We start from the raw sequence: 20,464 nt of genomic DNA on the forward strand, positions 1-20,464 counted from the left end.
GTCGGCGGGGGTGTCGGTGGGTGGTCGATCCACGCGGGACGTGGAACTTACAGTCCGGCCGCGGCGCGCAGCTTCTCCGCGCGGTCGGTGCGCTCCCAGGGCAGATCGATATCGGTGCGGCCGAAGTGCCCGTAGGCGGCGGTCGGCGCGTAGATCGGGCGCAGCAGATCCAGGTCGCGGATGATCGCGCCCGGGCGCAGGTCGAACACCTCGGTGATCGCCGACGAGATCTGGGCCGGATCGACCTTCTCGGTACCGAAGGTCTCCACGAACAGACCGACCGGCGCCGATTTGCCGATCGCATACGCGACCTGCACCTCGACCCGGTCCGCCAGACCGGCGGCGACCACGTTCTTGGCGACCCAGCGCATGGCGTAGGCGGCCGAGCGGTCGACCTTCGAAGGGTCTTTACCGGAGAACGCGCCGCCACCGTGGCGGGCCATACCGCCGTAGGTGTCGACGATGATCTTGCGGCCGGTCAGGCCGGCATCGCCCATCGGGCCGCCCAGCACGAACTTGCCGGTGGGGTTCACCAACAGGCGGATATCGGAGATGTCCAGGTCGGGGATGGCGATATCGGCCAGTACCGCGTCGACGACCTTCTCCCGGATATCGGGGGCCAGCAGATTGTCCAGATCGATATCGGCGGCGTGCTGGGTGGACACGACCACGGTGTCGAGCCGGACCGCCTTGTCACCGTCGTATTCGATGGTGACCTGGGTTTTACCGTCGGGCCGCAGATACGGCAGCACACCGGTCTTGCGGACTTCGGTGAGTTTGCGCGACAGGCGGTGGGCCAGCGCGATCGGCAACGGCATGAGCTCAGGGGTGTCGGTATTGGCGTAACCGAACATCAGGCCCTGATCGCCGGCGCCCTGCTGTTCGATCTCGTCGTCGGAGCCGCCGACGCGTGCCTCGTGCGAGGTGTCGACACCCTGCGCGATATCGGGTGATTGCGCACCGATCGCGATGTTCACCCCGCAGGAGTTCCCGTCGAATCCCTTTGCCGAGGAGTCGTATCCGATCTCGAGGATCTTCTCCCGGACGATATGCGGGATATCCGCATAGGCCTCGGTGGTGACCTCGCCCGCGACGTGCACCTGACCGGTCGTCACCATGGTTTCCACGGCGACCCGGCTGCGCGGATCCTGGGTCAGCAGTGAGTCGAGGATGGAATCGCTGATGGCGTCACAGATCTTGTCGGGATGACCCTCGGTCACGGACTCACTGGTGAATAGCCGGCTACCGGACGTGCGCACAGTTTCCCTCTTCCTCAACGGTTACTCGTGTCCGGAGGGACCGTAGCGCACGGCTCCGGTCACGCCCCTGGACTCCCAGACTATTAGAACGGGCGGCGTAATTGGGGTTTCGGACACCGTCCTGGACGGGTTTCCGATCGTGCGCGCCGACTCCGCGGCACGCGCACCCCGAGCGGGCTGGATCGTATCGTGTTCGCGCCCGCGGCGGGCGCCCTCGCACCCGGCACGGCCGTGCCGACAGGCAGATCCCGCGGTTCGGCGGGCCCGGCCGGGCTCAGCTCAGCAGGGGACCGAGCGCGTCGAGGACGCGACTGGCCAGCAGCGCCTTGGATCCGTGGTCGAGTGCCTGTTCACTGCCGTCCGCGCGCAGCAGCCAGCCGTCGTTGGTGTCGACCTCGAACGCCTTACCGTCGCCCACCGCGTTCACCACCAGCAGATCGCAGCCCTTACGGGCCAGTTTGGCCCGTGCGTGGGTGATCACGTCGCCGTCCGCGTCGCCGGTCTCGGCGGCGAATCCGACGATGGCCGTTCCGGGCAACCGGCCTTCCCGGCGTTCCTGGACCAGACCGGCGAGGATGTCCTCGTTCTTGGCCAGGGCGATGGTGTCGGGTTCGTCCTTGCCCTTCTTGATCTTCGCGGCAGCCACCGTGGCGGGCCGGAAATCGGCGACCGCGGCGGCCATGATCACCGCGTCCGCACCGACTGCGTGCTTGTCGACCGCGGTTTTCAGCTGTTCGGCCGTGGTGATGTGGACCAGCTCGACCGCGGCCGGCGGTGCCATCTCGATGGTGTTGCCGGCGATGAGCGTGACCTGGGCGCCGCGTTGGGCGGCGACCCTGGCGAGCGCGTAACCCTGCTTACCGGAGCTGCGGTTGCCGAGGAAACGGACCGGATCCAGCGGTTCCCGGGTGCCGCCCGCGGTGATCACCACCCGCCGGCCCACCAGGTCCCGCGGTATCGCGTCGGGGCGTTCGAGCAGCAGTGACGCGAGGCCGAAGATCTCCTCGGGTTCGGGCAGCCGGCCGGGGCCGGTATCGGTACCGGTGAGCCGGCCGGACGCGGGCTCCATCACGGTGGCGCCGTGCGCGCGCAGAGCCGCCACATTCGCGACGGTCGCCGCGTGCTCCCACATCTCGGTGTGCATGGCGGGCGCGAACAGCACGGGACATCGGGCCGTGAGCAGAGTCGCGGTGAGTAGATCGTCGGCACGCCCGTGGGCGGCCCGCGCCATGAGGTCCGCGGTGGCCGGCGCGATGACCACGAGTTCCGCCTCCTGGCCCAGCCGCACATGCGGCACCTCCGGCACATCCGAGAAGACCCCGGTGTGCACGGGATGGCCGGACAGCGCCTCGAAGGTCGCCGTGCCCACGAACTGCAGTGCCGCCTCGGTGGGGATCACCCGTACGGTATGGCCGGTCTCGGTGAACCGCCGCACCAGCGCGCACGCCTTGTACGCGGCGATGCCGCCACCCACCCCGACAACTACCCGCGCCATAGCGCGCCTCCTGCCCTATCGGCCCATCACCCGGCTAGCGGGTCATTCGCCTTCGGTGTGTTCGAGCAGATCGCTGTGGATCTCCCGCATCGCCACCGACAGCGGCTTCTCCTGCGGCAGCGGCTCCACCAGCGGGCCGACGTATTCGAGGATGCCGTCGCCCAGCTGGTTGTAGTAGTCGTTGATCTGGCGGGCCCGTTTGGCCGCGTAGATCACCAGGCTGTACTTGGACGAGGTGCGGTCGAGCAGCTCGTCGATCGGCGGATTGGTGAGGCCGACCGGGGTGTCGTAGGCGGGCGTAGCGGTATCCGAACTGCTCACTGAGGAAGCTCCTGCGGGGTCGGTGGCTCGGCTGCGCGGCGGCTGTCCGGCCGCACAACTGGCTACGAATTGGAATTCGTGCTGACGAACAACGATACCAACTGCGCACAGGCGCTGGTCACGGTGTCGTTCACGATCACAGTGTCGAACTCGTCACGTGCGGCCAGTTCCACCCGTGCCGTCGCCAGGCGGCGTTCGATGACCTCCGGCGATTCGGTGCCGCGGCTGCGCAGCCGGTCCACCAGTTCCTCCCAGCTGGGCGGCGCGAGGAACACCAGCACGGCCTCCGGCATCACCCGCCGGATCGACCGTGCTCCTTCGAGATCGACCTCGATGAGCACCGGCAGCCCCTCCGCCAGAGCGGCGCGCACCGGCGCGGCCGGCGTACCGGACCGCTGCAACCCGCCGTGGATATCCGCCCATTCGAGCAGATCGCCGGAGGAGATCATCGCGTCGAACTCGGCCCGGCTGACGAACCGGTAGTCGCGACCGTCGACTTCACCGGGACGCGGGTCCCGTGTCGTCGCCGAGACACTGAAAACCAGTTCCGGCAGCCGTTCGCGGACACATCGCACCACGGTGGATTTGCCCACGGCCGAGGGGCCGACCAGTACAACCAGCCGACCCTTCGTCATGTTCTCGATCACCGAGGGTGTCAGGCGCCGAGATCGAATTTGGCGAGCAGCGCCTTGCGCTGCCGGTCACCGAGACCACGCAGCCGGCGGGTCGGCGCGATCTCGAGCTCGTTCATGATCTCCTCGGCCTTGACCTTGCCGACCTTGGGCAGGGCTTCCAACAGCGCGCGCACCTTCATCTTGCCGATGATCTCATTGCTCTCGGCCTGGCCGAGGACCTCTTTGAGGTCGGTGCCGCCGCGCTTCAGGCGATCCTTGAGCTCTGCCCGCTCACGGCGAGCGGCAGCCGCCTTCTCCAGAGCAGCGGCGCGCTGCTCATCAGTCAGCTGGGGAAGGGCCACGGTTCCTCCGTCTCATCATTCCTGCATCAAAACCTGCCGAACAACCCGGCAGTCTCAGCGACCGTACCCACGACGCCCCCGGATTGCGAACCCACCCCCCAGGTCAGGGCATGAATCGGACCCGGTATCGCCCCCTTGCCGACCCGCCCGCATCCCTGCTTGCCGTAACTGCGACCTTCACCCCCCTACCCACGAAACAGCCTGCCATCAGCGGCTTTTCGAGTGCCAACAGGAGTTGCGGCGCGATAACCACACTTCGGATCACCCTCCCGGCTACCTCCCAGCCGCCCTACCAGGAATTTTCTGGGAAATTTTCGCCCGAGCCCCTGCTGAGCGAGCAAAAGCGGGTCCGGCAACAAAAAACGGGATCTCTCGAACCATCCGAGACAACCACCGGGGCGCCCGTATCGTCCGAATATGTACAGCGTACAGCGGGCGCCCGGTGAGCACATCCGCGTGCTCACGAACGGAGGCGAAAACAGATCCCGGCCCCTCGGACGTTTCGCCGGCACCATCCACGACCCGACGGATGGCCGCCACGGCCGGACGGGCACTGCCGGTGCCCCTGCGATGCCCCACGGCGACCCACGACCGCGACCCGCGCCGAACTCGGCGCCGAGAGCGTGCGGCTGTCGCAGAGGTGATCGGCGGGCAGGTCCGCAAGAGGCACGAGAACCCGGACGCCCGGCGGAGCGGCCTACGGGCCGACCGCGCAGGCACCGGAACGCCCTCTCACCGGAGGAACGCGAACTCCTCCTGGAACTCCGCCAGGCGGCTGCGCAGCGCCGTTACCGAGGGTCCGGCCCGGAGTACGTCCCGAGAGACGTTCGGTACCGCCGCCCGCCACAGGTGTTGCGGCAGCAAGGCCCGGACCTTGTCCGCGGTACCACCCTGCGCCCCGACTCCCGGGAGCAGGATCGGCCCGTTGAGCATGGTGAGGTCCGGGGTCTCGGTGAGCGTGGCGCCGACCACCACCCCCACCGAACCCGGCTGCCCGGCCGGGTTGAGCTGGGCGGCGTCGTCGACCACCGTCTGCGCGACGGTGCGGCCGCCGACTGTCGCCTGCTGGATCTGGGCGGCTTCCGGGTTGGAGGTGGCGGCCAGGACGAACACGCCGCGGTGGTTGGCGTGGGCCAGCTCCAGGGCGGGGCGGAGGGCACCGAAGCCCAGGTAGGGCGATACGGTGACCGCGTCCGCGCCCAGCGGGCCGTCGGCGAGCCAGGTGCGGGCGTAGGCGTCCATGGTGGAGCCGATATCGCCGCGTTTGGCGTCGGCCAGCACCAGGGTGCCCGAGGCGCGCAGCACCTCGATGGTGCGTTCGAGCACCCCGATCCCCGCGGCGCCGTAGGCCTCGAAGAAGGCGACCTGTGGTTTGATCACCGCCACCGTTCCGTCGAATGCTTCGACGCAGCGCTCGGCGAAGGCCTCGAGCCCGTCGGCGTCGTCGGACAGGCCCCAGGCGCCGAGGAGGGCGGGATGGGGATCGATCCCGACACAGATCGGCCCGTGAGTGTCCATGGCGGCGGCCAGCCGCGCACCGAACGTCGTGGTCGTCATCGCCCGCGCCCTCAGCCGCGCAACGCCGAGTGCAGTTCCTGCAGCGACCGCACGCCCAGTCCGCCGTTGATACTGGCCTCGATGCCCTGGACGGCCGCCGCGGCGCCCTGGACCGTGGTGATACAGGGGATGTTGACGCCGACCGCGGCGCTGCGGATCTCGTAGCCGTCCACCCGGGGGCCGGAATTGCCATAGGGGGTGTTGAAGACCATATCGACCTCCCCGTCGCGGATCTGGTCCACGATGGACGGCTGCGGGGGCGTATTGCTGCCGCCCGACGGGGAGACCGGATCCGAGTGCTTACGGACCTGCTCGCAGGGGATTCCGTTGCGACGCAGCATTTCCGCGGTTCCGGCGGTGGCCAGGATACGGAAGCCGAGGTCGTGCAGGCGTTTCACCGGGAACACCATGGCACGTTTGTCACGATTGGCGATGGAGACGAACACGGTGCCCTCGGTGGGCAGCGATCCGTACGCCGCGGATTGGCTCTTGGCGAACGCGGTACCGAAGTCGGCGTCGATTCCCATGACCTCACCGGTGGATTTCATCTCCGGCGAGAGCAGCGAATCCACCTGGCTCCCGTCGGCACGGCGGAAGCGGTGGAACGGCAGGACCGCTTCCTTGACCGCCACCGGAGCGTCCAGCGCGACATGCCCGCCGTCGCCCTCGGGCAGCATGCCCTCGGCGCGGAGTTCGGCGATGGTGGTGCCGAGCATGATCCGCGCGGCCGCCTTGGCCAGCGGTACGGCGGTGGCCTTCGAGACGAACGGTACGGTGCGGCTGGCGCGCGGGTTGGCCTCGAGGACGTAGAGGATGTCGTCCTTGAGCGCGTACTGCACATTCAGCAGACCTTTGACGCCGATCCCCTTGGCCAGCGCGACCGTGGAGCGGCGCACCGCCTCGATATCGCTGCGGCCCAGCGTGATCGGCGGCAGCGCGCAGGCGGAGTCGCCGGAGTGGATACCGGCTTCCTCGATATGTTCCATGACGCCGCCGAGGAAGACCTCCTCGCCGTCGCAGAGCGCGTCCACATCGATTTCGATGGCGTCTTCCAGGAACCGGTCCACCAGCACCGGGTGTTCGGGGCTGAGTTCGGTGGCGCGCGAGATGTAGCCCTCGAGGGACTGCTCGTCGTAGACGATCTCCATACCGCGACCGCCCAGCACGTACGAGGGGCGCACCAGGACCGGGTAGCCGATATCGGCCGCGATCTTGCGGGCCTGCTCGAAGGTGGTGGCGGTGCCGTACTTGGGCGCGGGCAGCCCGGCGGCGATCAGGACGTCACCGAATTCGCCGCGGTCCTCGGCCAGGTCGATGGCGGCGGCGCTGGTGCCGACCACCGGCACCCCGGCGGCGGTGAGCCGTTCCGCGAGCCCCAGCGGGGTCTGCCCGCCGAGCTGCACGATGACCCCGGTGACCGTACCGGACTCGGATTCGGCGTGGTAGACCTCGAGCACGTCCTCGAAGGTGAGGGGTTCGAAGTAGAGGCGGTCGGCGGTGTCGTAGTCGGTGGACACCGTTTCCGGGTTGCAGTTGACCATGACGGTCTCGTAGCCGGCCGCCGACAGTGTCTGCGCGGCGTGAACGCACGAGTAGTCGAATTCGATGCCCTGGCCGATCCGGTTGGGCCCGGAACCCAGGATGATCACCTTGTCCCGATCGGGCTGCGGGGCGACCTCGGATTCGGCCGCGGGATCGAGTTCGTAGGCCGAATAGTGGTACGGGGTCTTGGCCTCGAATTCGGCGGCACAGGTATCGACCGTTTTGAACACCGGCCGCACCCCGAGCCGGTGCCGGAGGGCGCGCACACCGCTCTCACCGGCCAGTTCCGGCCGCAGCTCGGCGATCTGGCGATCGGAGAGGCCGTGGTATTTCGCCCGCCGCAGCAGCGATTCGTCCAGGACGGGGGTCTCGAGCAGTTCCGCGCGCAGGTCCACCAGGCCGGCGATCTCGGCGACGAACCACGGGTCGATCCCGGAGGCGGCGGCCACGTCCTCGATGCTCGCCCCGAACCGCAGGGCGCGCTCCACCTGGTAGATCCGGCCCTCGGTGGGGGTGCGCAGATCCGCGAGGATCTCCGCGATCGCGGCGTCGATATCGGCCTGATCGGTGGAGGCCGGTGCCCACTTCCCGTCCGCGGCGGTCCAGAACCCGGCCGCTTTGGTTTCCAGCGAGCGCAGCACTTTGCCGAGCGCCTCGGCGAAATTGCGGCCCAGTGACATGGCCTCGCCCACCGATTTCATGGTGGTGGTCAGGGTGGGGTCGGCGCCGGGAAACTTCTCGAACGCGAACCGCGGCGCCTTCACCACGACATAGTCGAGGGTGGGTTCGAAACAGGCCGGGGTTTCCTTGGTGATGTCGTTGACGATCTCGTCGAGCGTGTAACCGATGGCCAGTTTGGCCGCGATCTTGGCGATCGGGAAACCGGTGGCCTTGGACGCCAGCGCCGAGGACCGCGAGACGCGCGGGTTCATCTCGATGACGATGAGCCGGCCGTCGGCCGGGTCCACCGCGAACTGGATATTGCAGCCGCCGGTGTCCACCCCGACCTCGCGCAGGATCGCGATACCCAGATCGCGCATCTTCTGGTATTCGCGGTCGGTGAGGGTGAGGGCAGGGGCGACGGTCATGGAGTCGCCGGTGTGCACACCCATCGGGTCCACGTTCTCGATCGAGCAGACGATCACGACATTGTCGCGGCCGTCGCGCATCAGCTCGAGTTCGTATTCCTTCCAGCCGAGGATCGACTCCTCGATCAGCACATTGGCGGTCGGTGAGGCGGCCAGGCCGCCGCCGGCGATCCGGTCGAGATCGGTCTCGTCGTAGGCCATCCCGGACCCGAGCCCGCCCATGGTGAACGAGGGCCGCACCACGACCGGGAAGCCCAGTTCCGCGACGGTTTCGCGGACCTCGTCCATGGTGTAGCAGACCCGGGAGCGGGCGCTCTCCCCGCCGACCCGCGCCACGATGTCCTTGAATTTCTGCCGGTCCTCACCGCGCTGGATGGCATCGAAATCGGCGCCGATCAGCTCGACCCCGTACTTCGCCAGCACCCCGCGCTCGTGCAGCGCGACCGCGGTGTTCAGCGCGGTCTGCCCACCGAGGGTGGCCAGCAGCGCGTCGGGGCGTTCCTTCTCGATGACCTTTTCGACGAATTCCGGGGTGATCGGTTCCACATAGGTGGAATCGGCGAATTCCGGGTCGGTCATGATGGTCGCCGGATTGGAGTTGACCAGCGAGACGCGCAGTCCCTCGGCGCGCAGCACCCGGCACGCCTGGGTGCCCGAGTAGTCGAACTCGCACGCCTGACCGATGACGATCGGGCCCGAGCCGATGACCAGAATGTGTTCGAGATCGGTACGGCGTGGCATCAGGATCCCTCCATCAGACCGGAGAACCGGTCGAACAAGTACGCGGCGTCATGGGGCCCGGCGGCCGCTTCCGGGTGGTATTGCACGGAGAAGGCGCGGCCGTCGATCAGGCGCACCCCCTCCACGACGCCGTCGTTGGCGCAGACATGGCTGACCTCGGCTTTGCCGAACGGGGTGTCGAACTGTTCGCCGCGCTCCCCCTCCAGCGCGAACCCGTGGTTCTGCGCGGTGATGGAGATACGGCCGGTGTCGTGTTCGACGACCGGGATATTGATCCCTCGGTGCCCGAATTTCATCTTGTAGGTGCCGCGGCCCAGCGCCCGGCCCAGGATCTGGTTACCGAAGCAGATACCGAACAGCGGCAGCCCCTTGTCGAGGATGCCCTGGGTCAGGGCGACGGCGGTATCGGCGGTGGCCGGGTCACCCGGACCGTTGGACAGGAACGCGCCGTCGGGCTTCAGTTCCAGCAGCTTGTCCAGGCTCGTCGAGGACGGGACCACATGCACCCGGATACCGCGGGCGGCGAACATCCGCGGAGTGTTGGATTTGATCCCGAGGTCGACGGCGACCACGGTGAACCGGGCAGTGCCCTCCGGTTCGACGGTGTAGATCCGGTCGGTACTGACCTCACCGGCGAGATCGGCGCCCAGCATGGACGGCTGGCCGGTGACCCGGGCGAGCAGTTCCTCGGTATCGGCGAGCGCCGGGCCGGAGAAGATCCCCGCCTTCATCGAGCCGCGGCTGCGCAGATGCCGCACCACCGCACGGGTGTCGATACCGGCGATGCCGACGATGTTCTGCTGTTCCAGCTGTCCCGGCAGGGTGCCGCTGGACCGCCAGTTCGAGGCGCGGCGCGCGGGATCGCGGACCGCGTAGCCCGCGACCCAGATCTGCTGCGATTCGTCGTCCTCGTCGTTCCAGCCGGTATTGCCGATCTGCGGGGCGGTGGCCACCACGATCTGCCGGTGATAGCTGGGGTCGGTGAGGGTTTCCTGATACCCGGTCATGGCGGTGCAGAACACCGCTTCGCCGAGGGTTTGGCCCACCGCGCCGTAGGCGGTGCCGCGAAAGACCCGTCCGTCTTCCAGAACCAGGGCTGCGGCCGTTGTTGTCGTCATTTCTCGTCGTCTCCCGTCGTTGCCCGCGCCCAGGCCGGATACACCGTTTTGTCGTCGCCGCGGAACCCGGTGTCGATCTCGGTCCCGGACGGCAGCGTCCAGCGGATCACCAGGACGCCGCCCTCGCTCATGACCTTGCCCGCGTGTCCGCGTTCGGTGCGGATCACGGAGATGGACTCCTCCGGGATCCAGATCGCGGACGCGCCCTGCCGTTCCAGCAGGATTCCGTGTTCGAAGCGGGTGAGCTCCGCGGTCGCGCGGAAGCCGAGGTCACCGACCGCGATCCGGTCCTGCCAGCTCGGCGCGATGGTGCTGCCGAGGTAGAGACCGGTGGTCGGATCCAGGACCTGCGCGCCCGTCTCCTCCGGTACCGGGGGCAGGTCGCCGATGCGGTCGGCCTGCCGGGCGGCACGGTTACGCCAGCCCCGGTACATGAGGTAGACGAACAGCGCCCACAGCAGAACGCAGCCGATAACCCACAGTGTCCGCTCCATCAGCGCTCTCCTACTCGTACGCCCGCGGGTGCGGCGGCCACCCCGTCGCGGGCGGTGATCCGGCCGCGCAGCAGTGTGGTGGTGACCCGACCCGGCAGCGTCATCGCCTGATAGGGGGTGTTGCTCGCGATACTCGCGAGGTCCCCGCCCTCGACGGTCCAGTCGGCCTCCGGGTCGACCAATACCAGGTTGGCGGGCTCGCCCTCGGCGATCGGGCGGCCCTGGTCGTCGAGGCCGACGATCTCGGCGGGCCGTTCGCTCATCACCCGGGCGACCCCGCGCCAGTCCAGCAGACCGGGCCGCACCATCGTCTCCACCACGATGGACAACGCGGTCTCCAGACCCAGCATCCCGGGCCGGGCCGCCGCGAATTCGCAGCATTTGTCCTGTTCGGCGTGCGGGGCGTGATCGGTGGCGACACAGTCCACGATGCCGTCCGCCAGGGCCTGCCGCAGTGCCTCGGTATCGGAGCCCTCACGCAGCGGCGGGTTCACCTTGTTCACCGCGTCATAGGTTTCCAGGCGGGCGTCGGTCAGCAGCAGATGATGCGGCGTGACCTCGGCGGTGATCGAGATACCTTGCGCTTTGGCCCATTTCACCAATTCCACGGTGCCGGCTGTGGAAGCGTGGCAGATGTGGACCCGTGCGCCCGCGTCCCGGGCCAGCAGCGCGTCGCGCGCGACGATGGATTCCTCCGCGGCCCGCGGCCAGCCCGCCAGACCCAGCCGGGCCGCGGTCGGTCCCTCGTGCGCCACCGCGCCGGAGGTGAGCCGGGGCTCCTCCGCGTGCTGCGCGATGAGGACGCCCAGCGAGCGGGCGTACTCCAGCGCGCGCCGCATGATGAGCGGGTCGTGCACGCAGTGGCCGTCGTCGGAGAACATGCGTACCGCGCCCGCGCCGGCGGCCATGGTGCCCATCTCGGCGAGCTGCGCGCCGGCCAGGCCCACGGTCACCGCGCCCACCGGGTACACATCGACCAGCCCGACTTCCTGCCCGCGCCGCCAGACATGGTCGGTGACCACCTGGGTATCGGCGACCGGCGAGGTGTTGGCCATGGCGAAGACCGCGGTGTAGCCGCCCAGCGCCGCGGCGGCGGAACCCGATTCGATGGTCTCGGTGTCTTCGCGGCCGGGTTCGCGCAGGTGGGTGTGCAGATCCACGAATCCGGGCAGCAGCACCTGCCCGGTGCCGTCGACGATCTCGGCGTCCTCGGCCGGCAGGCCCGTCCCGATCTGCCGGATCACGCCGCCGGCGATCAGCACATCCACCGGCTCGCCCTCGCCGTAGGGCCGCACCCCGGTGATCAGCACGTTATCGCTCACCCTGTGCGCTCCGGGTGTGCGCGAGGACTCTCCGTGGTTACGCTCGGCTGCCGCCTCCGGGCCCGACTCGCTCACGCCGCGGCCTCCTGCACTCCGACCAGCAGGCGGAACAGCACCGCCATCCGCATATGGACTCCATTCGTCACCTGTTGCAATACGGCGGCGCGAGGCGAATCGGCCACCGACGACGCGATCTCCATACCGCGCAGCATCGGGCCGGGGTGCAGCACCACCGCCTGTTCGTCGAGCAGCGCCAGCCGGCGCTCCGAGAGGCCGTAGCGGATCGAGTATTCGCGGGCCGACGGGAAGAATCCGCCGTTCATCCGCTCCGCCTGGACCCGCAGCATGAGGACGGCGTCGGCGCCGGGCAGTTCGGAATCCAGGTCCGTCGAGACCCGCACCGGCCAGCCCTCGACGCCTACCGGCAGCAGCGTGCGCGGCGCGACGAGCACCACCTCCGCGCCGAGCGTGGACAGCAGGAAGGCATTGGACCGGGCCACCCGGCTGTGCAGGATGTCGCCGACGATCACCACCCGTTTTCCGGCGATATCGCCGAGCCGCTGACGCAGGGTCAGCGCGTCGAGCAGCGCCTGGGTGGGGTGCTGATGGGTGCCGTCACCGGCGTTTATCACCGCGGGCACCGAACTGCCCGACTGCCGCGACCAGTCCTCGAACCAGCGGGTGATCTGATGGGCCGCACCGGAGGCGGGATGTCGCACGATGAGCGCGTCGGCACCCGCGGCATGCAGGGTGAGCGCGGTATCGCGCAACGACTCTCCCTTGGCCACCGAGGAGCTGCTCGCGCTCACATTGATCACATCGGCGCTCATCCATTTGCCCGCGACCTCGAAGGAGACCCGGGTGCGAGTGGAGTTCTCGAAGAACACCGTCATCACCGTGCGTCCACGCAGGGTGGGGAGCTTGCGCACTTCGCGGCCCAGCAGTGCCTGTTCGAACCGTTCGGCCTCGTCGAGCAGTTCGGTGGCGGTGTCGCGATCCAGATCGGTCACCGTCAGCAGATGTCTCACTGACCCTCCCCCTGATGCAGGAAAACCCCGTCGCGGCCGTCGGGTTCGGACAGCAGCACCGACACGTCCTCGGTGCGCGCGGTGGGCACGTTCTTGCCGACGAAATCGGCGCGGATCGGTAGTTCGCGGTGTCCGCGGTCCACCAGGACCGCCAGCTGGACGGCGCGCGGCCGGCCCAGATCCCGCAGCGCGTCCAGCGCGGAGCGCACCGTGCGTCCGGAGAAGAGCACATCGTCGACGAGTACGACCAGCGCGTCCTCGATCCCGCCTTCGGGGACCGATGTGCGTTCCAGCGGACGATGCGGTTTGGTGCGCAGATCGTCGCGGTAGAGCGTGATGTCGAGGGACCCGAGCGCGGGCCGGACTCCGGAGAATTCCTCGATCCTGTCGGTGAGCCGGTGCGCGAGGGTGGTGCCGCGGGTCGGAATACCGATGAGCACTACCCGGGGCGTACCGGGATCGCCCGAATCCAGGGCGGTGCGTTCGATGATCTGGTGTGCGATCCGCGCGATGGTGCGGCCGACATCGGAGGCGGAAAGTAGTTCGCGCCCCGTCGCGACCCATTCCGGGGTGTGCCGCTCGGGAGCTGACGTCGCCTCGGCAGCACCGCGTTCTTCGGGCACGGCCATACCGACCTCCTTCCCCGCCTCACTGGACGGTCCGTTAAAGGATGTCTTACGCCGAGCAGCCTATCAGCCGCCGAACGGGGACTTTCACCAGGTGAGGACCGGCCTCGGAGTGTGAGTGGGGCCACGCCCGCCGGGGGGGCCACCGGCTGTGACTGCGGTTACCGGCAGCGGTGAGCGGTCCTTGTCGACCGGCATCTCAGCCGGTCGCGCCGGAGCGCAGCAGGCCCTCGGCCGCGAGCGTCAGCAACACGTCCGCGCGCTTCGTCGGCTCCGGCAATGATTCGGCGGCCAGCGCGATGCCGTGAGCGAGTTGCAGTACATCGTCGACCGTCACCGCGGGAGCGACCGAACCTTCCTGCCCGGCACGGGCGAGCAGACCCCCGGCGGCATCCCGGAGCACAGCGTGGGGTGAGAAGTCCCCGGTGAACTCGTAGCCCGTCAGCGCCGGCCCGAACCCGCGCGCGGCAGCCGCGTGGGCCACCAGGTCGCGTAGCCAGGCCATGAGTGCGGCACCGGCATGTGGTGCCGCCCGCAGCTCTTCGGCGCGCGTGCTCAATGCCTGCACCCGGTCGTGGAGCACCGCCTCCAGCAGTTGGGACCGGTGGGGGAAATGCCGATGGAGGGTGGCGGAACCGACTCCGGCGCGGCGGGCGATCTCCTCCAGCGAGGCCCCGGGGCCGGCTTCGGCGATCACCGCACTCGCTGCGGTGACCAATCGGTCTCGATTGCGGCGCGCATCGGCGCGACGCCGACCGGCCTGACCGGGACTCTCGGCCATCTACGAGCACCTTCTTGCCAAATGGGGTGGAGACCCCATATCGTACCGGACAATAAATGGGGTGACCCCTCCACTTAACCGGGGTTCGATCCGAGGAGACCGGAAGAATGCAGATCAGTGTGGCCGTCGGTGAGGTTCGCGGTCCCGCGACATGGGCAGAGATAGCCACCCAGGCCCGAGCCGCGGCGAACGCCGGATTCACGACCGCGTGGGTGAGCCAGGCACTCGGCTGGGACGCGCTGACCACTCTCGCAGCGGTCGGCGGCGGCCTCGATATCGCAGTGGGCACGTCGGTGGTCCCCACGCCCCAGCGGCACCCGATGACACTCGCGGCACAGGCCCTGACCGTGCAGGCCGCGGTGGCGGGACGGCTGACATTGGGCGTGGGCGCGGGAATCGGCGCCATGGTGACGGGAATGCTCGGCCTCTCGGCGGACCGGCCGGCGGCACGTATGCGGGAATACCTGACCGTGCTCGGCCCGCTGCTCCGCGGAGAGACCGTCGATCACCGCGGCGAGACACTGACCGCCGTGGGCGCGGTGACGATCCCCGGTGCCGTGCCCGCACCCTCCGTACTGGTCGCAGCGATGGGACCGCGAATGGTCGGACTGGCCGGAGAGCTCGCGGACGGCGCGGCGACCTGGATGACAGGGCCCAGGGTCCTGGCCGAGCACATCGTCCCGGGGATCACCGCGGCAGCGGCCGCCGCCGGTAGGCCCGCACCGCGGATCGTCGCCGGCCTACCGGTCTGTCTCACCGACGCCGAGGACGACGTCCGCACCCGGATCGCCGAACAGTTCGCGCTCGCCACCCAGGTGCCGGAATACCGCGCGACGCTGGACCGCGAGGGAGTGGCCGGCCCACGGGACATCGCGATCGTGGGCACCGCGACGCGGGTGCGGCGGGCGTTGGCCCGGCTCGACGATGCGGGAGTCACCGAATTCATGGCGGTCCCTTTCGGCACCGCCGCCGAACAGGACCGCACGGTCGAACTGCTGGCCGAGCTGGTCGGCGAAAACCGGTGATCTCATTCCTTCGTCTGCGCGAGGACGGCGGCGGCCAGCTCCTCGTGCACCTCCGGCGGCAGCGTATGGCCCATACCCGCCACGATCATCAGCCGCGCCCCGGGGATCTGCTCGGCGATGAGCGCGCCGTGGCCCGGTTTGGCCGGCTCGTGGCTGCCTTCGACGACCAGCGTGGGCGCCTGCACTCGGTGCAGCACGCCCACCGGTTCGAAATCCGGCTGCGCCGCCGCGGCCAGCCGGTGGTTGGCCACGGCGGGCAGATCGCGGGCGCGGTCGTGGATCCGCTCCTGCAGCCGGCGTGCCGCGTCCTCGTCGAACGGCAACCCGGCGCCGTGCAGCAGGCGCTGCTCGGCGACCATGCCGTCGATCCGGTCGTGCCGGTTGTCCGGTGGTGCAGCGGCCATCAGCGCGCGGTAGAACGCGACGAACTCCGGCGTGGGCTCCGGCAGGCTCCCTTCGGGCTGCGGCTCACCCAGCAGCGCCCGCATGAGGACCATGCCTTCGCCGCCGCCGAGCGGCGAGGAACCGATCACGGTCAGCGAGCGCACCCGCTCCGGCCGCTCCACGGCGATGTACTGGCCGAGCAGCCCACCCGCCGAGTGGCAGACCAGGTGCGCGCTCCGCAGCCCGTGCGCGTCCAGCACGCGATAGACGTCGTCCTTGATATCACTCCACGTGTACGGATGCGCCGCGAAATCGACGGCGTCCGACCGGCCGGTGTCGCGGTGGTCGTACCGGATCACCCGGCGACCCCCGGCGACGAGGCGGCCGACGAACTCGTCCGGCCACAGAATGCCCTGCGACATCGACCCCATGATCAACAGGATCGGCGTATCCGTCGCGGTGCCGAACTCTTCACTCCAGAGATTCACGTCGTGCATGGGGCGGGTGTCCTCTTCTGTACACGCACCGGTCGCGCCGGTGCTGTTCCTTGTTGCGTTCCACTGCGCGCCCTGGCGAGGCGGGCTTCCGGCTCCGCCTCAGCGGGCGCCGCGCCGACCGGTGCGGGGCCCGCCGTTGCGGGCGGCGGTCACCCGCGGGGGGACGGGACGAGCCACGAAACGCTGCTGGTTGGTACGGACGGGGTAGGTGCCGTGCTGCTTTCGCATATCGGTTGCGCCTTTCATGTACCGGTGCGTACCGGGTCTTCGAGGGGACGGCGGGAGCTACGCAGCCTTACCGCCTCAGATGTAGTACTCTGTTCGAAGTGGTTTGAACCGTAGTACTACAGATGGAGTGGTGTCAAGTGGTCCGCACGAATCCCGAACGCCGTCAGGCGTTGCTGGACGCATCGATCGAGATCCTGGCCCGAGACGGCGCCCGGGGACTGACCTTCCGCGCAGTGGACAAAGCGGCGGCGGTACCCGCCGGAACCGCCTCCAACTACTTCAGCAACCGCGACGATCTACTGGTCCAGGTGGGCCACCGGTACTACGAGCGCTTGATCCCCGACGAATCGGCCATGGCCGCCCTGCACGGACCACGCACCCGCGAGACCGTCACAGAGCTCATGACCGAGGTCGTCGGCCGCGTCACCCGCTTCCGCACCGGTTATCTCGCCCTCCTGGAACTCCGATTGGAAGCCACCCGGCGACCCGAACTACAGGCCCTGCTCACCGAGCGGGTGCGCGCCGATCTGGATTTCAATATCCGCAACCACCTGGACTTCGGGATGCCCGGCGACGAGGACACCGTCGTGCTGCTGTTCCTCGCCCTGAACTGGCTGATCCTCGAACGACTCACCCTCCCCGGTGTCTTCACCGAGGAACAGGCCCGTGACCTGGTGCGAACGGCAGTGGAGCGCGCGATCCCCACCACCGTCGATCGATGACGCGCCCCGTCCGGCGCATCGAGTTCACCCCGCCGGCGGCCTGTATGCGCGAACGCACGGTGTGACCGAGGCCGGCTCTCGCGGAGAGCGGGTCGCCGTCACCGGCGCGGCCGGACCCGGCCGGAGCGGGCTACTCGGCGCCGAACACTTCGCCGACGAGCCGCTGCGTCGCCTGCTGGAACTGCGCGGAGAGCGAGAGCGCCGCGTCGTCCACATAGTTCAGCGTGGCAGTCAGCGTCTTGCTGCCGTCAGGCGTGCTGTACATCAGCGCCGCATGGCCCCCGGCGCCGCCATTGTGCGTGACGACGGTGCCGCCGCCGGCTATGTCCTGGACGAACACCCCCAGGCCGTAACCCATCCCGGGAATACCCGTCGGACGGGAGGCGCGCATCTCGGCCAGCAGGTCGGCCGCCAGGAGCTTGCCGCTGTTCAGCGCTGAGATGAACAGGTGCAGGTCCCGGGCGGTCGAGATCATGTCACCGCCGCTGGAGATCCAGGAGGGATTGTGTTCGGTGACGTCGATCGTCAGTTCCTCGCCGGCGTCCTCGTAGCGGTAGTAGGCGTGCGCGTGCGGCTCGGGGACCCCGGTCTGCGTGGTCGGCGCTATGGTGCCCGTCAGTCCCAGTGGTCCCAGGATCAGGCGCTGCATCTCCTGGGCGACCGGGCGTCCGGTGACCTTCTCGATCAGCAGCCGCGCCGCCACGTAATTGGTATTCGAATAACTCCAGCCCGCCCCCGGCTCGAACCGCGCCGGATTCGACAGCGCCAGCCGGACCAGCTCCTCCGGCTCGTAGCTGTGGAACCGGTTGTCCACCCACGCCTTACCCGAGATGGTGCAGGGAATCCCCGCGACGACCGTCCCGTCGTCGTAGTACTCCCCGGTGAAGTTGAACAGGCCACTGGTGTGCTGCAACAGCATCCGCACCGTGATCCGCGCGTCGAACCCGAACTCCGGCAGATACTCCACCACCGGGACATCCACCCCGATCCTGCCCTCACCCACCAGCTGCAACACCAACGTCGCGGTGAAAGTCTTGGTATTGCTGCCGATCCGGACATGCCCGTCGATCGGCGGCGGCACCGAACCACCCAGCTCGGCCAACCCCGCACTGCCGGCCCACTCGCCCCGCTCATCGTGCACCCGCACCGTGATCCCGGTGAAACCGGACGCCACGATCTCCTCCAGCGCTTTCCGCAACCCCGGACGATCCGGTCCGGCGGCCGCCGGCTCGGTCCGGCGGTCCGCGGACCCCGCCCCGGCGAGGGCAACGGTGATCTTGCGGGCCATCTCGACCGTCGCCGGGCCGGGCTCGCCCCGGCGGGGCCGGGCGGCGGCGCCGACGGCGCGGCCGACCGTGCCACGGAAGTTCTCGGCCTCGGCCGCATCCTTGCTCTCCAGCAGGTTCACCGCGGCACTCAGAGCCGGGAACACCTGGTCGGCGAGTTCGGCGACGGTCTTTCCGGTGAGTTCCGTGTCCGCGGACCTCGCGGCGAGCACACGGCCGACCAAGCCGGTCGCCGAGGCCAGGGCGAGGGACCCTTGTGCCACGGCCGAGTGGGCCGCACCGGTGGCGGCGATCAAGGACACGGCGCCGTAGGCGGCGGTCCGCAGGATGGCTTGTTCCCGGTCGGTCAGGGTGACGGACATGGTGACGTACTCCTTCGAAGATGCTGCCGCCGAAGATGCTGCGGCGGAATCCGATCGAACGGATACCGGGTCCGTCCGAGGCACGCTGTTCACTGTGCTGCTCATGGGAATACTGTCGCCGGATCCGCTGACACCGCCCTGATGCCGGCCTGATACAGCCGCTGATACGGCATCGGCGCTGTTCAGCCGACTCAGAACCAGCCGGAGCAGTCATGTGTCCCTCTCCGCGCACCCACCGGCGATGCTCCGCGAGCGCCGGCGCCCGGCGATCGGCGCGTCGAGGTCCCGTTACCGACCCGATGGGAACATACGTTCGAATACCGGGTAATCTGACCGCATGGCTCTGCAGGGTTCACTCTTCGACGGCTTCGGGGCGGCGGAACTCGCCCCGCTGACCGGCGTCGGGCGCACCCCGCTCACCCACGGCGCCTGGGTCGATCTGCGCCCCGGTTGGCTGCGCGGCGCCGACGACCTGTTCGAACAACTGGCCGCGACGGTGCCGTGGCAGGCCGAGCGGCGGCAGATGTACGACCGGGTCGTCGAGGTACCGCGACTGCTCTGCTTCTTCGGCGAATCCGACCCGCTACCGGACCCCGTACTGGAGGAGGCCCGCGAAGCCCTCAGCGCCTACTACGGACCCGAACTCGGCGAACCGTTCCGCACCGCGGGGTTCTGCTACTACCGCGACGGCCGCGACAGCGTGGCCTGGCACGGCGACACCATCGGACGCGGCGCCACGCACGACACCATGGTCGCCATCCTCACCCTGGGAGCGCCACGGCCACTACTGCTGCGACCGCGCGCCGGCGGGCCGAGCCTGCGCTTCCACCCGGGTCACGGCGATCTGTTCGTCATGGGCGGCTCCTGCCAGCGCACCTGGGAGCACGCGGTACCCAAGACCCGGCGGGTGACCGGGCCGCGGATCAGCATCCAGTTCCGGCCGCGCAACGTGCGCTGAAACCCGAGGCGCTACGGCGCGCGCAGTACCGCGCGCACCTGCTGATCGACCGCCGCCAGCAACCGATCGGTCGATCCCGCGCGGACCATGTCCGGTACGGTTTGACCTGCCAGACCGTCCAGCAGCAGCCGCCCGACCGTCTCCGCGTCCAGATCCGGGCGCGCTTCACTCAGCAGCGCGGTGATGTGGGCGCGCCAGAACCGGTGGAACTCCTCGGTGCGCGGGTGCGGCGGGACCACCCGATAGACCTCCATGAGCGCCAGGTTGTCGATCACCAACCGGGCCATGGCGGCGAAAAAGGCGAGCAATCGGTCAGCGGCCGGCGCACCGGGCCCCAGCGGCGGAGGCCCGTCGGTGACGGCGGACATCAGGGTGACCGCGCTTTCGGCGACCATCTCGTGCAGCAATCCGGCACGGTTGCCGAAGCGATGGAAGATCGTCCCCTTGCCCACGCCGGCGGCCGCCGCGACCCGGTCCATGGTGACCGCCTCCGGGCCGTGCTCGGCGAGTAGCGCCGCGGTCGCGTCCAGAATGGCGCGCCGGTTGCGGGCGGCGTCCGCGCGTTCCTTCGGAATTGTCGCACCACCTTCGTTGACAACTTGACCGACGGTCCATATCTTGAAGAAGTTATCTGGACCGTCAGTCAACTTATGG

20 protein-coding genes are annotated in these 20,464 nt (G+C 69.0%); 3 read left to right on the top strand and 17 right to left on the bottom strand.

Annotation, left to right across the window (positions count from 1 at the left end; all coding sequences use genetic code 11):
• Window positions 1-47: 47 nt before the first annotated feature.
• The 13 genes from metK to NF4_RS07115 form a co-directional block, all read right to left on the bottom strand.
• Window positions 48-1,259 carry a methionine adenosyltransferase gene (gene metK, locus NF4_RS07055; protein ID WP_084532923.1) on the bottom strand — a complete coding sequence of 404 codons (1,212 nt, stop codon included), beginning with the start codon at window positions 1,257-1,259 and terminating at the stop codon, window positions 48-50.
• A gap of 274 nt (window positions 1,260-1,533) precedes the next feature.
• Window positions 1,534-2,754: a bifunctional phosphopantothenoylcysteine decarboxylase/phosphopantothenate--cysteine ligase CoaBC gene (gene coaBC / locus NF4_RS07060; RefSeq protein WP_063061121.1), complete on the bottom strand. Its 1,221-nt coding sequence runs from the start codon at window positions 2,752-2,754 to the stop codon at window positions 1,534-1,536.
• Window positions 2,755-2,796: 42 nt separating this feature from the next.
• Entirely contained in the window at window positions 2,797-3,075 is a 279-nt protein-coding gene (gene rpoZ, locus NF4_RS07065; protein WP_063126486.1) for a DNA-directed RNA polymerase subunit omega, read from the bottom strand.
• Window positions 3,076-3,137: 62 nt separating this feature from the next.
• Complete coding sequence (gmk, locus tag NF4_RS07070; protein ID WP_063126823.1) at window positions 3,138-3,710, bottom strand: guanylate kinase; 573 nt, start codon at window positions 3,708-3,710, stop codon at window positions 3,138-3,140.
• Window positions 3,711-3,730: 20 nt separating this feature from the next.
• Window positions 3,731-4,051 carry an integration host factor, actinobacterial type gene (gene mihF / locus NF4_RS07075; protein ID WP_030521477.1) on the bottom strand — a complete coding sequence of 107 codons (321 nt, stop codon included), beginning with the start codon at window positions 4,049-4,051 and terminating at the stop codon, window positions 3,731-3,733.
• Window positions 4,052-4,783: 732 nt separating this feature from the next.
• A complete protein-coding gene (gene pyrF / locus NF4_RS07080; RefSeq protein ID WP_063126487.1) occupies window positions 4,784-5,608 on the bottom strand; it encodes an orotidine-5'-phosphate decarboxylase in 825 nt (274 codons plus the stop codon).
• 11 nt (window positions 5,609-5,619) lie between these two features.
• Window positions 5,620-8,979 carry a carbamoyl-phosphate synthase large subunit gene (gene carB, locus NF4_RS07085; RefSeq protein ID WP_063126488.1) on the bottom strand — a complete coding sequence of 1,120 codons (3,360 nt, stop codon included), beginning with the start codon at window positions 8,977-8,979 and terminating at the stop codon, window positions 5,620-5,622.
• Complete coding sequence (gene carA, locus NF4_RS07090; RefSeq protein ID WP_063126489.1) at window positions 8,979-10,097, bottom strand: glutamine-hydrolyzing carbamoyl-phosphate synthase small subunit; 1,119 nt, start codon at window positions 10,095-10,097, stop codon at window positions 8,979-8,981. The genes carB and carA overlap by 1 nt, the downstream gene beginning before the upstream one ends.
• Complete coding sequence (locus tag NF4_RS07095; RefSeq protein WP_030521481.1) at window positions 10,094-10,591, bottom strand: PH-like domain-containing protein; 498 nt, start codon at window positions 10,589-10,591, stop codon at window positions 10,094-10,096. Before NF4_RS07095 ends, carA begins: the two co-directional genes overlap by 4 nt.
• Window positions 10,591-11,913: a dihydroorotase gene (locus tag NF4_RS07100; RefSeq protein ID WP_063126490.1), complete on the bottom strand. Its 1,323-nt coding sequence runs from the start codon at window positions 11,911-11,913 to the stop codon at window positions 10,591-10,593. The genes NF4_RS07095 and NF4_RS07100 overlap by 1 nt, the downstream gene beginning before the upstream one ends.
• Before the next feature lie 71 nt (window positions 11,914-11,984).
• A complete protein-coding gene (locus tag NF4_RS07105; RefSeq protein ID WP_030521483.1) occupies window positions 11,985-12,941 on the bottom strand; it encodes an aspartate carbamoyltransferase catalytic subunit in 957 nt (318 codons plus the stop codon).
• On the bottom strand, window positions 12,938-13,570 hold the full coding sequence (gene pyrR / locus NF4_RS07110) for a bifunctional pyr operon transcriptional regulator/uracil phosphoribosyltransferase PyrR (protein WP_063126491.1): 633 nt from the start codon (window positions 13,568-13,570) through the stop codon (window positions 12,938-12,940). The genes NF4_RS07105 and pyrR overlap by 4 nt, the downstream gene beginning before the upstream one ends.
• 196 nt (window positions 13,571-13,766) lie before the next feature.
• Entirely contained in the window at window positions 13,767-14,348 is a 582-nt protein-coding gene (locus NF4_RS07115; protein ID WP_063126492.1) for a TetR/AcrR family transcriptional regulator, read from the bottom strand.
• Window positions 14,349-14,455: 107 nt separating this feature from the next.
• Between NF4_RS07115 and NF4_RS07120 the strand changes: the two genes are divergently transcribed.
• Window positions 14,456-15,373: a TIGR03564 family F420-dependent LLM class oxidoreductase gene (locus NF4_RS07120; protein WP_063126493.1), complete on the top strand. Its 918-nt coding sequence runs from the start codon at window positions 14,456-14,458 to the stop codon at window positions 15,371-15,373.
• A 2-nt stretch (window positions 15,374-15,375) separates the two neighbouring features.
• Here the strand turns inward: NF4_RS07120 and NF4_RS07125 are convergent, their stop codons facing one another.
• The gene (locus NF4_RS07125; RefSeq protein WP_063126494.1) at window positions 15,376-16,254 is read right to left on the bottom strand and encodes an alpha/beta fold hydrolase; all 879 of its coding nucleotides are present in this window, start codon (window positions 16,252-16,254) and stop codon (window positions 15,376-15,378) included.
• A gap of 99 nt (window positions 16,255-16,353) precedes the next feature.
• Window positions 16,354-16,500 carry a hypothetical protein gene (locus tag NF4_RS37560; RefSeq protein ID WP_157120041.1) on the bottom strand — a complete coding sequence of 49 codons (147 nt, stop codon included), beginning with the start codon at window positions 16,498-16,500 and terminating at the stop codon, window positions 16,354-16,356.
• A 119-nt stretch (window positions 16,501-16,619) separates the two neighbouring features.
• On the opposite strand from NF4_RS37560, the gene NF4_RS07130 reads away from it, so the two are divergent.
• A complete protein-coding gene (locus NF4_RS07130; protein WP_063126824.1) occupies window positions 16,620-17,204 on the top strand; it encodes a TetR/AcrR family transcriptional regulator in 585 nt (194 codons plus the stop codon).
• Window positions 17,205-17,334: 130 nt separating this feature from the next.
• Here NF4_RS07130 and NF4_RS07135 read toward each other — a convergent pair whose 3' ends face one another.
• Window positions 17,335-18,852, bottom strand: a complete 1,518-nt coding sequence (locus NF4_RS07135) for a serine hydrolase domain-containing protein (protein ID WP_232330344.1) — start codon at window positions 18,850-18,852, stop codon at window positions 17,335-17,337.
• A 337-nt stretch (window positions 18,853-19,189) separates the two neighbouring features.
• Here NF4_RS07135 and NF4_RS07140 point away from each other — a divergent pair, with 337 nt between their 5' ends.
• Window positions 19,190-19,810, top strand: coding sequence for an alpha-ketoglutarate-dependent dioxygenase AlkB (locus NF4_RS07140; RefSeq protein WP_063126495.1), 621 nt, complete (start codon window positions 19,190-19,192; stop codon window positions 19,808-19,810).
• An 11-nt stretch (window positions 19,811-19,821) separates the two neighbouring features.
• Here the strand turns inward: NF4_RS07140 and NF4_RS07145 are convergent, their stop codons facing one another.
• Window positions 19,822-20,457 carry a TetR/AcrR family transcriptional regulator gene (locus NF4_RS07145; protein ID WP_439956741.1) on the bottom strand — a complete coding sequence of 212 codons (636 nt, stop codon included), beginning with the start codon at window positions 20,455-20,457 and terminating at the stop codon, window positions 19,822-19,824.
• Window positions 20,458-20,464: the final 7 nt, after the last annotated feature.

The sequence above is a fragment of the Nocardia fusca NBRC 14340 genome (assembly GCF_001618425.1).
GTDB classification, from domain to species: Bacteria; Actinomycetota; Actinomycetes; order Mycobacteriales; family Mycobacteriaceae; genus Nocardia; species Nocardia fusca.

Bases quoted from the DNA above. Each gene is read 5' to 3' on its own strand.
- coaBC (WP_063061121.1), bottom strand. From the start codon at position 2,754: ATGGCGCGGGTAGTTGTCGGGGTGGGTGGCGGCATCGCCGCGTACAAG.
- gmk (WP_063126823.1), bottom strand. From the start codon at position 3,710: ATGACGAAGGGTCGGCTGGTTGTACTGGTCGGCCCCTCGGCCGTGGGC.
- pyrF (WP_063126487.1), bottom strand. From the start codon at position 5,608: ATGACGACCACGACGTTCGGTGCGCGGCTGGCCGCCGCCATGGACACT.
- carB (WP_063126488.1), bottom strand. From the start codon at position 8,979: ATGCCACGCCGTACCGATCTCGAACACATTCTGGTCATCGGCTCGGGC.
- carA (WP_063126489.1), bottom strand. From the start codon at position 10,097: ATGACGACAACAACGGCCGCAGCCCTGGTTCTGGAAGACGGACGGGTC.
- NF4_RS07095 (WP_030521481.1), bottom strand. From the start codon at position 10,591: ATGGAGCGGACACTGTGGGTTATCGGCTGCGTTCTGCTGTGGGCGCTG.
- pyrR (WP_063126491.1), bottom strand. From the start codon at position 13,570: ATGGCCGTGCCCGAAGAACGCGGTGCTGCCGAGGCGACGTCAGCTCCC.
- NF4_RS07115 (WP_063126492.1), bottom strand. From the start codon at position 14,348: ATGGCCGAGAGTCCCGGTCAGGCCGGTCGGCGTCGCGCCGATGCGCGC.
- NF4_RS07120 (WP_063126493.1), top strand. From the start codon at position 14,456: ATGCAGATCAGTGTGGCCGTCGGTGAGGTTCGCGGTCCCGCGACATGG.
- NF4_RS07125 (WP_063126494.1), bottom strand. From the start codon at position 16,254: ATGCACGACGTGAATCTCTGGAGTGAAGAGTTCGGCACCGCGACGGAT.
- NF4_RS37560 (WP_157120041.1), bottom strand. From the start codon at position 16,500: ATGAAAGGCGCAACCGATATGCGAAAGCAGCACGGCACCTACCCCGTC.
- NF4_RS07135 (WP_232330344.1), bottom strand. From the start codon at position 18,852: ATGTCCGTCACCCTGACCGACCGGGAACAAGCCATCCTGCGGACCGCC.
- NF4_RS07140 (WP_063126495.1), top strand. From the start codon at position 19,190: ATGGCTCTGCAGGGTTCACTCTTCGACGGCTTCGGGGCGGCGGAACTC.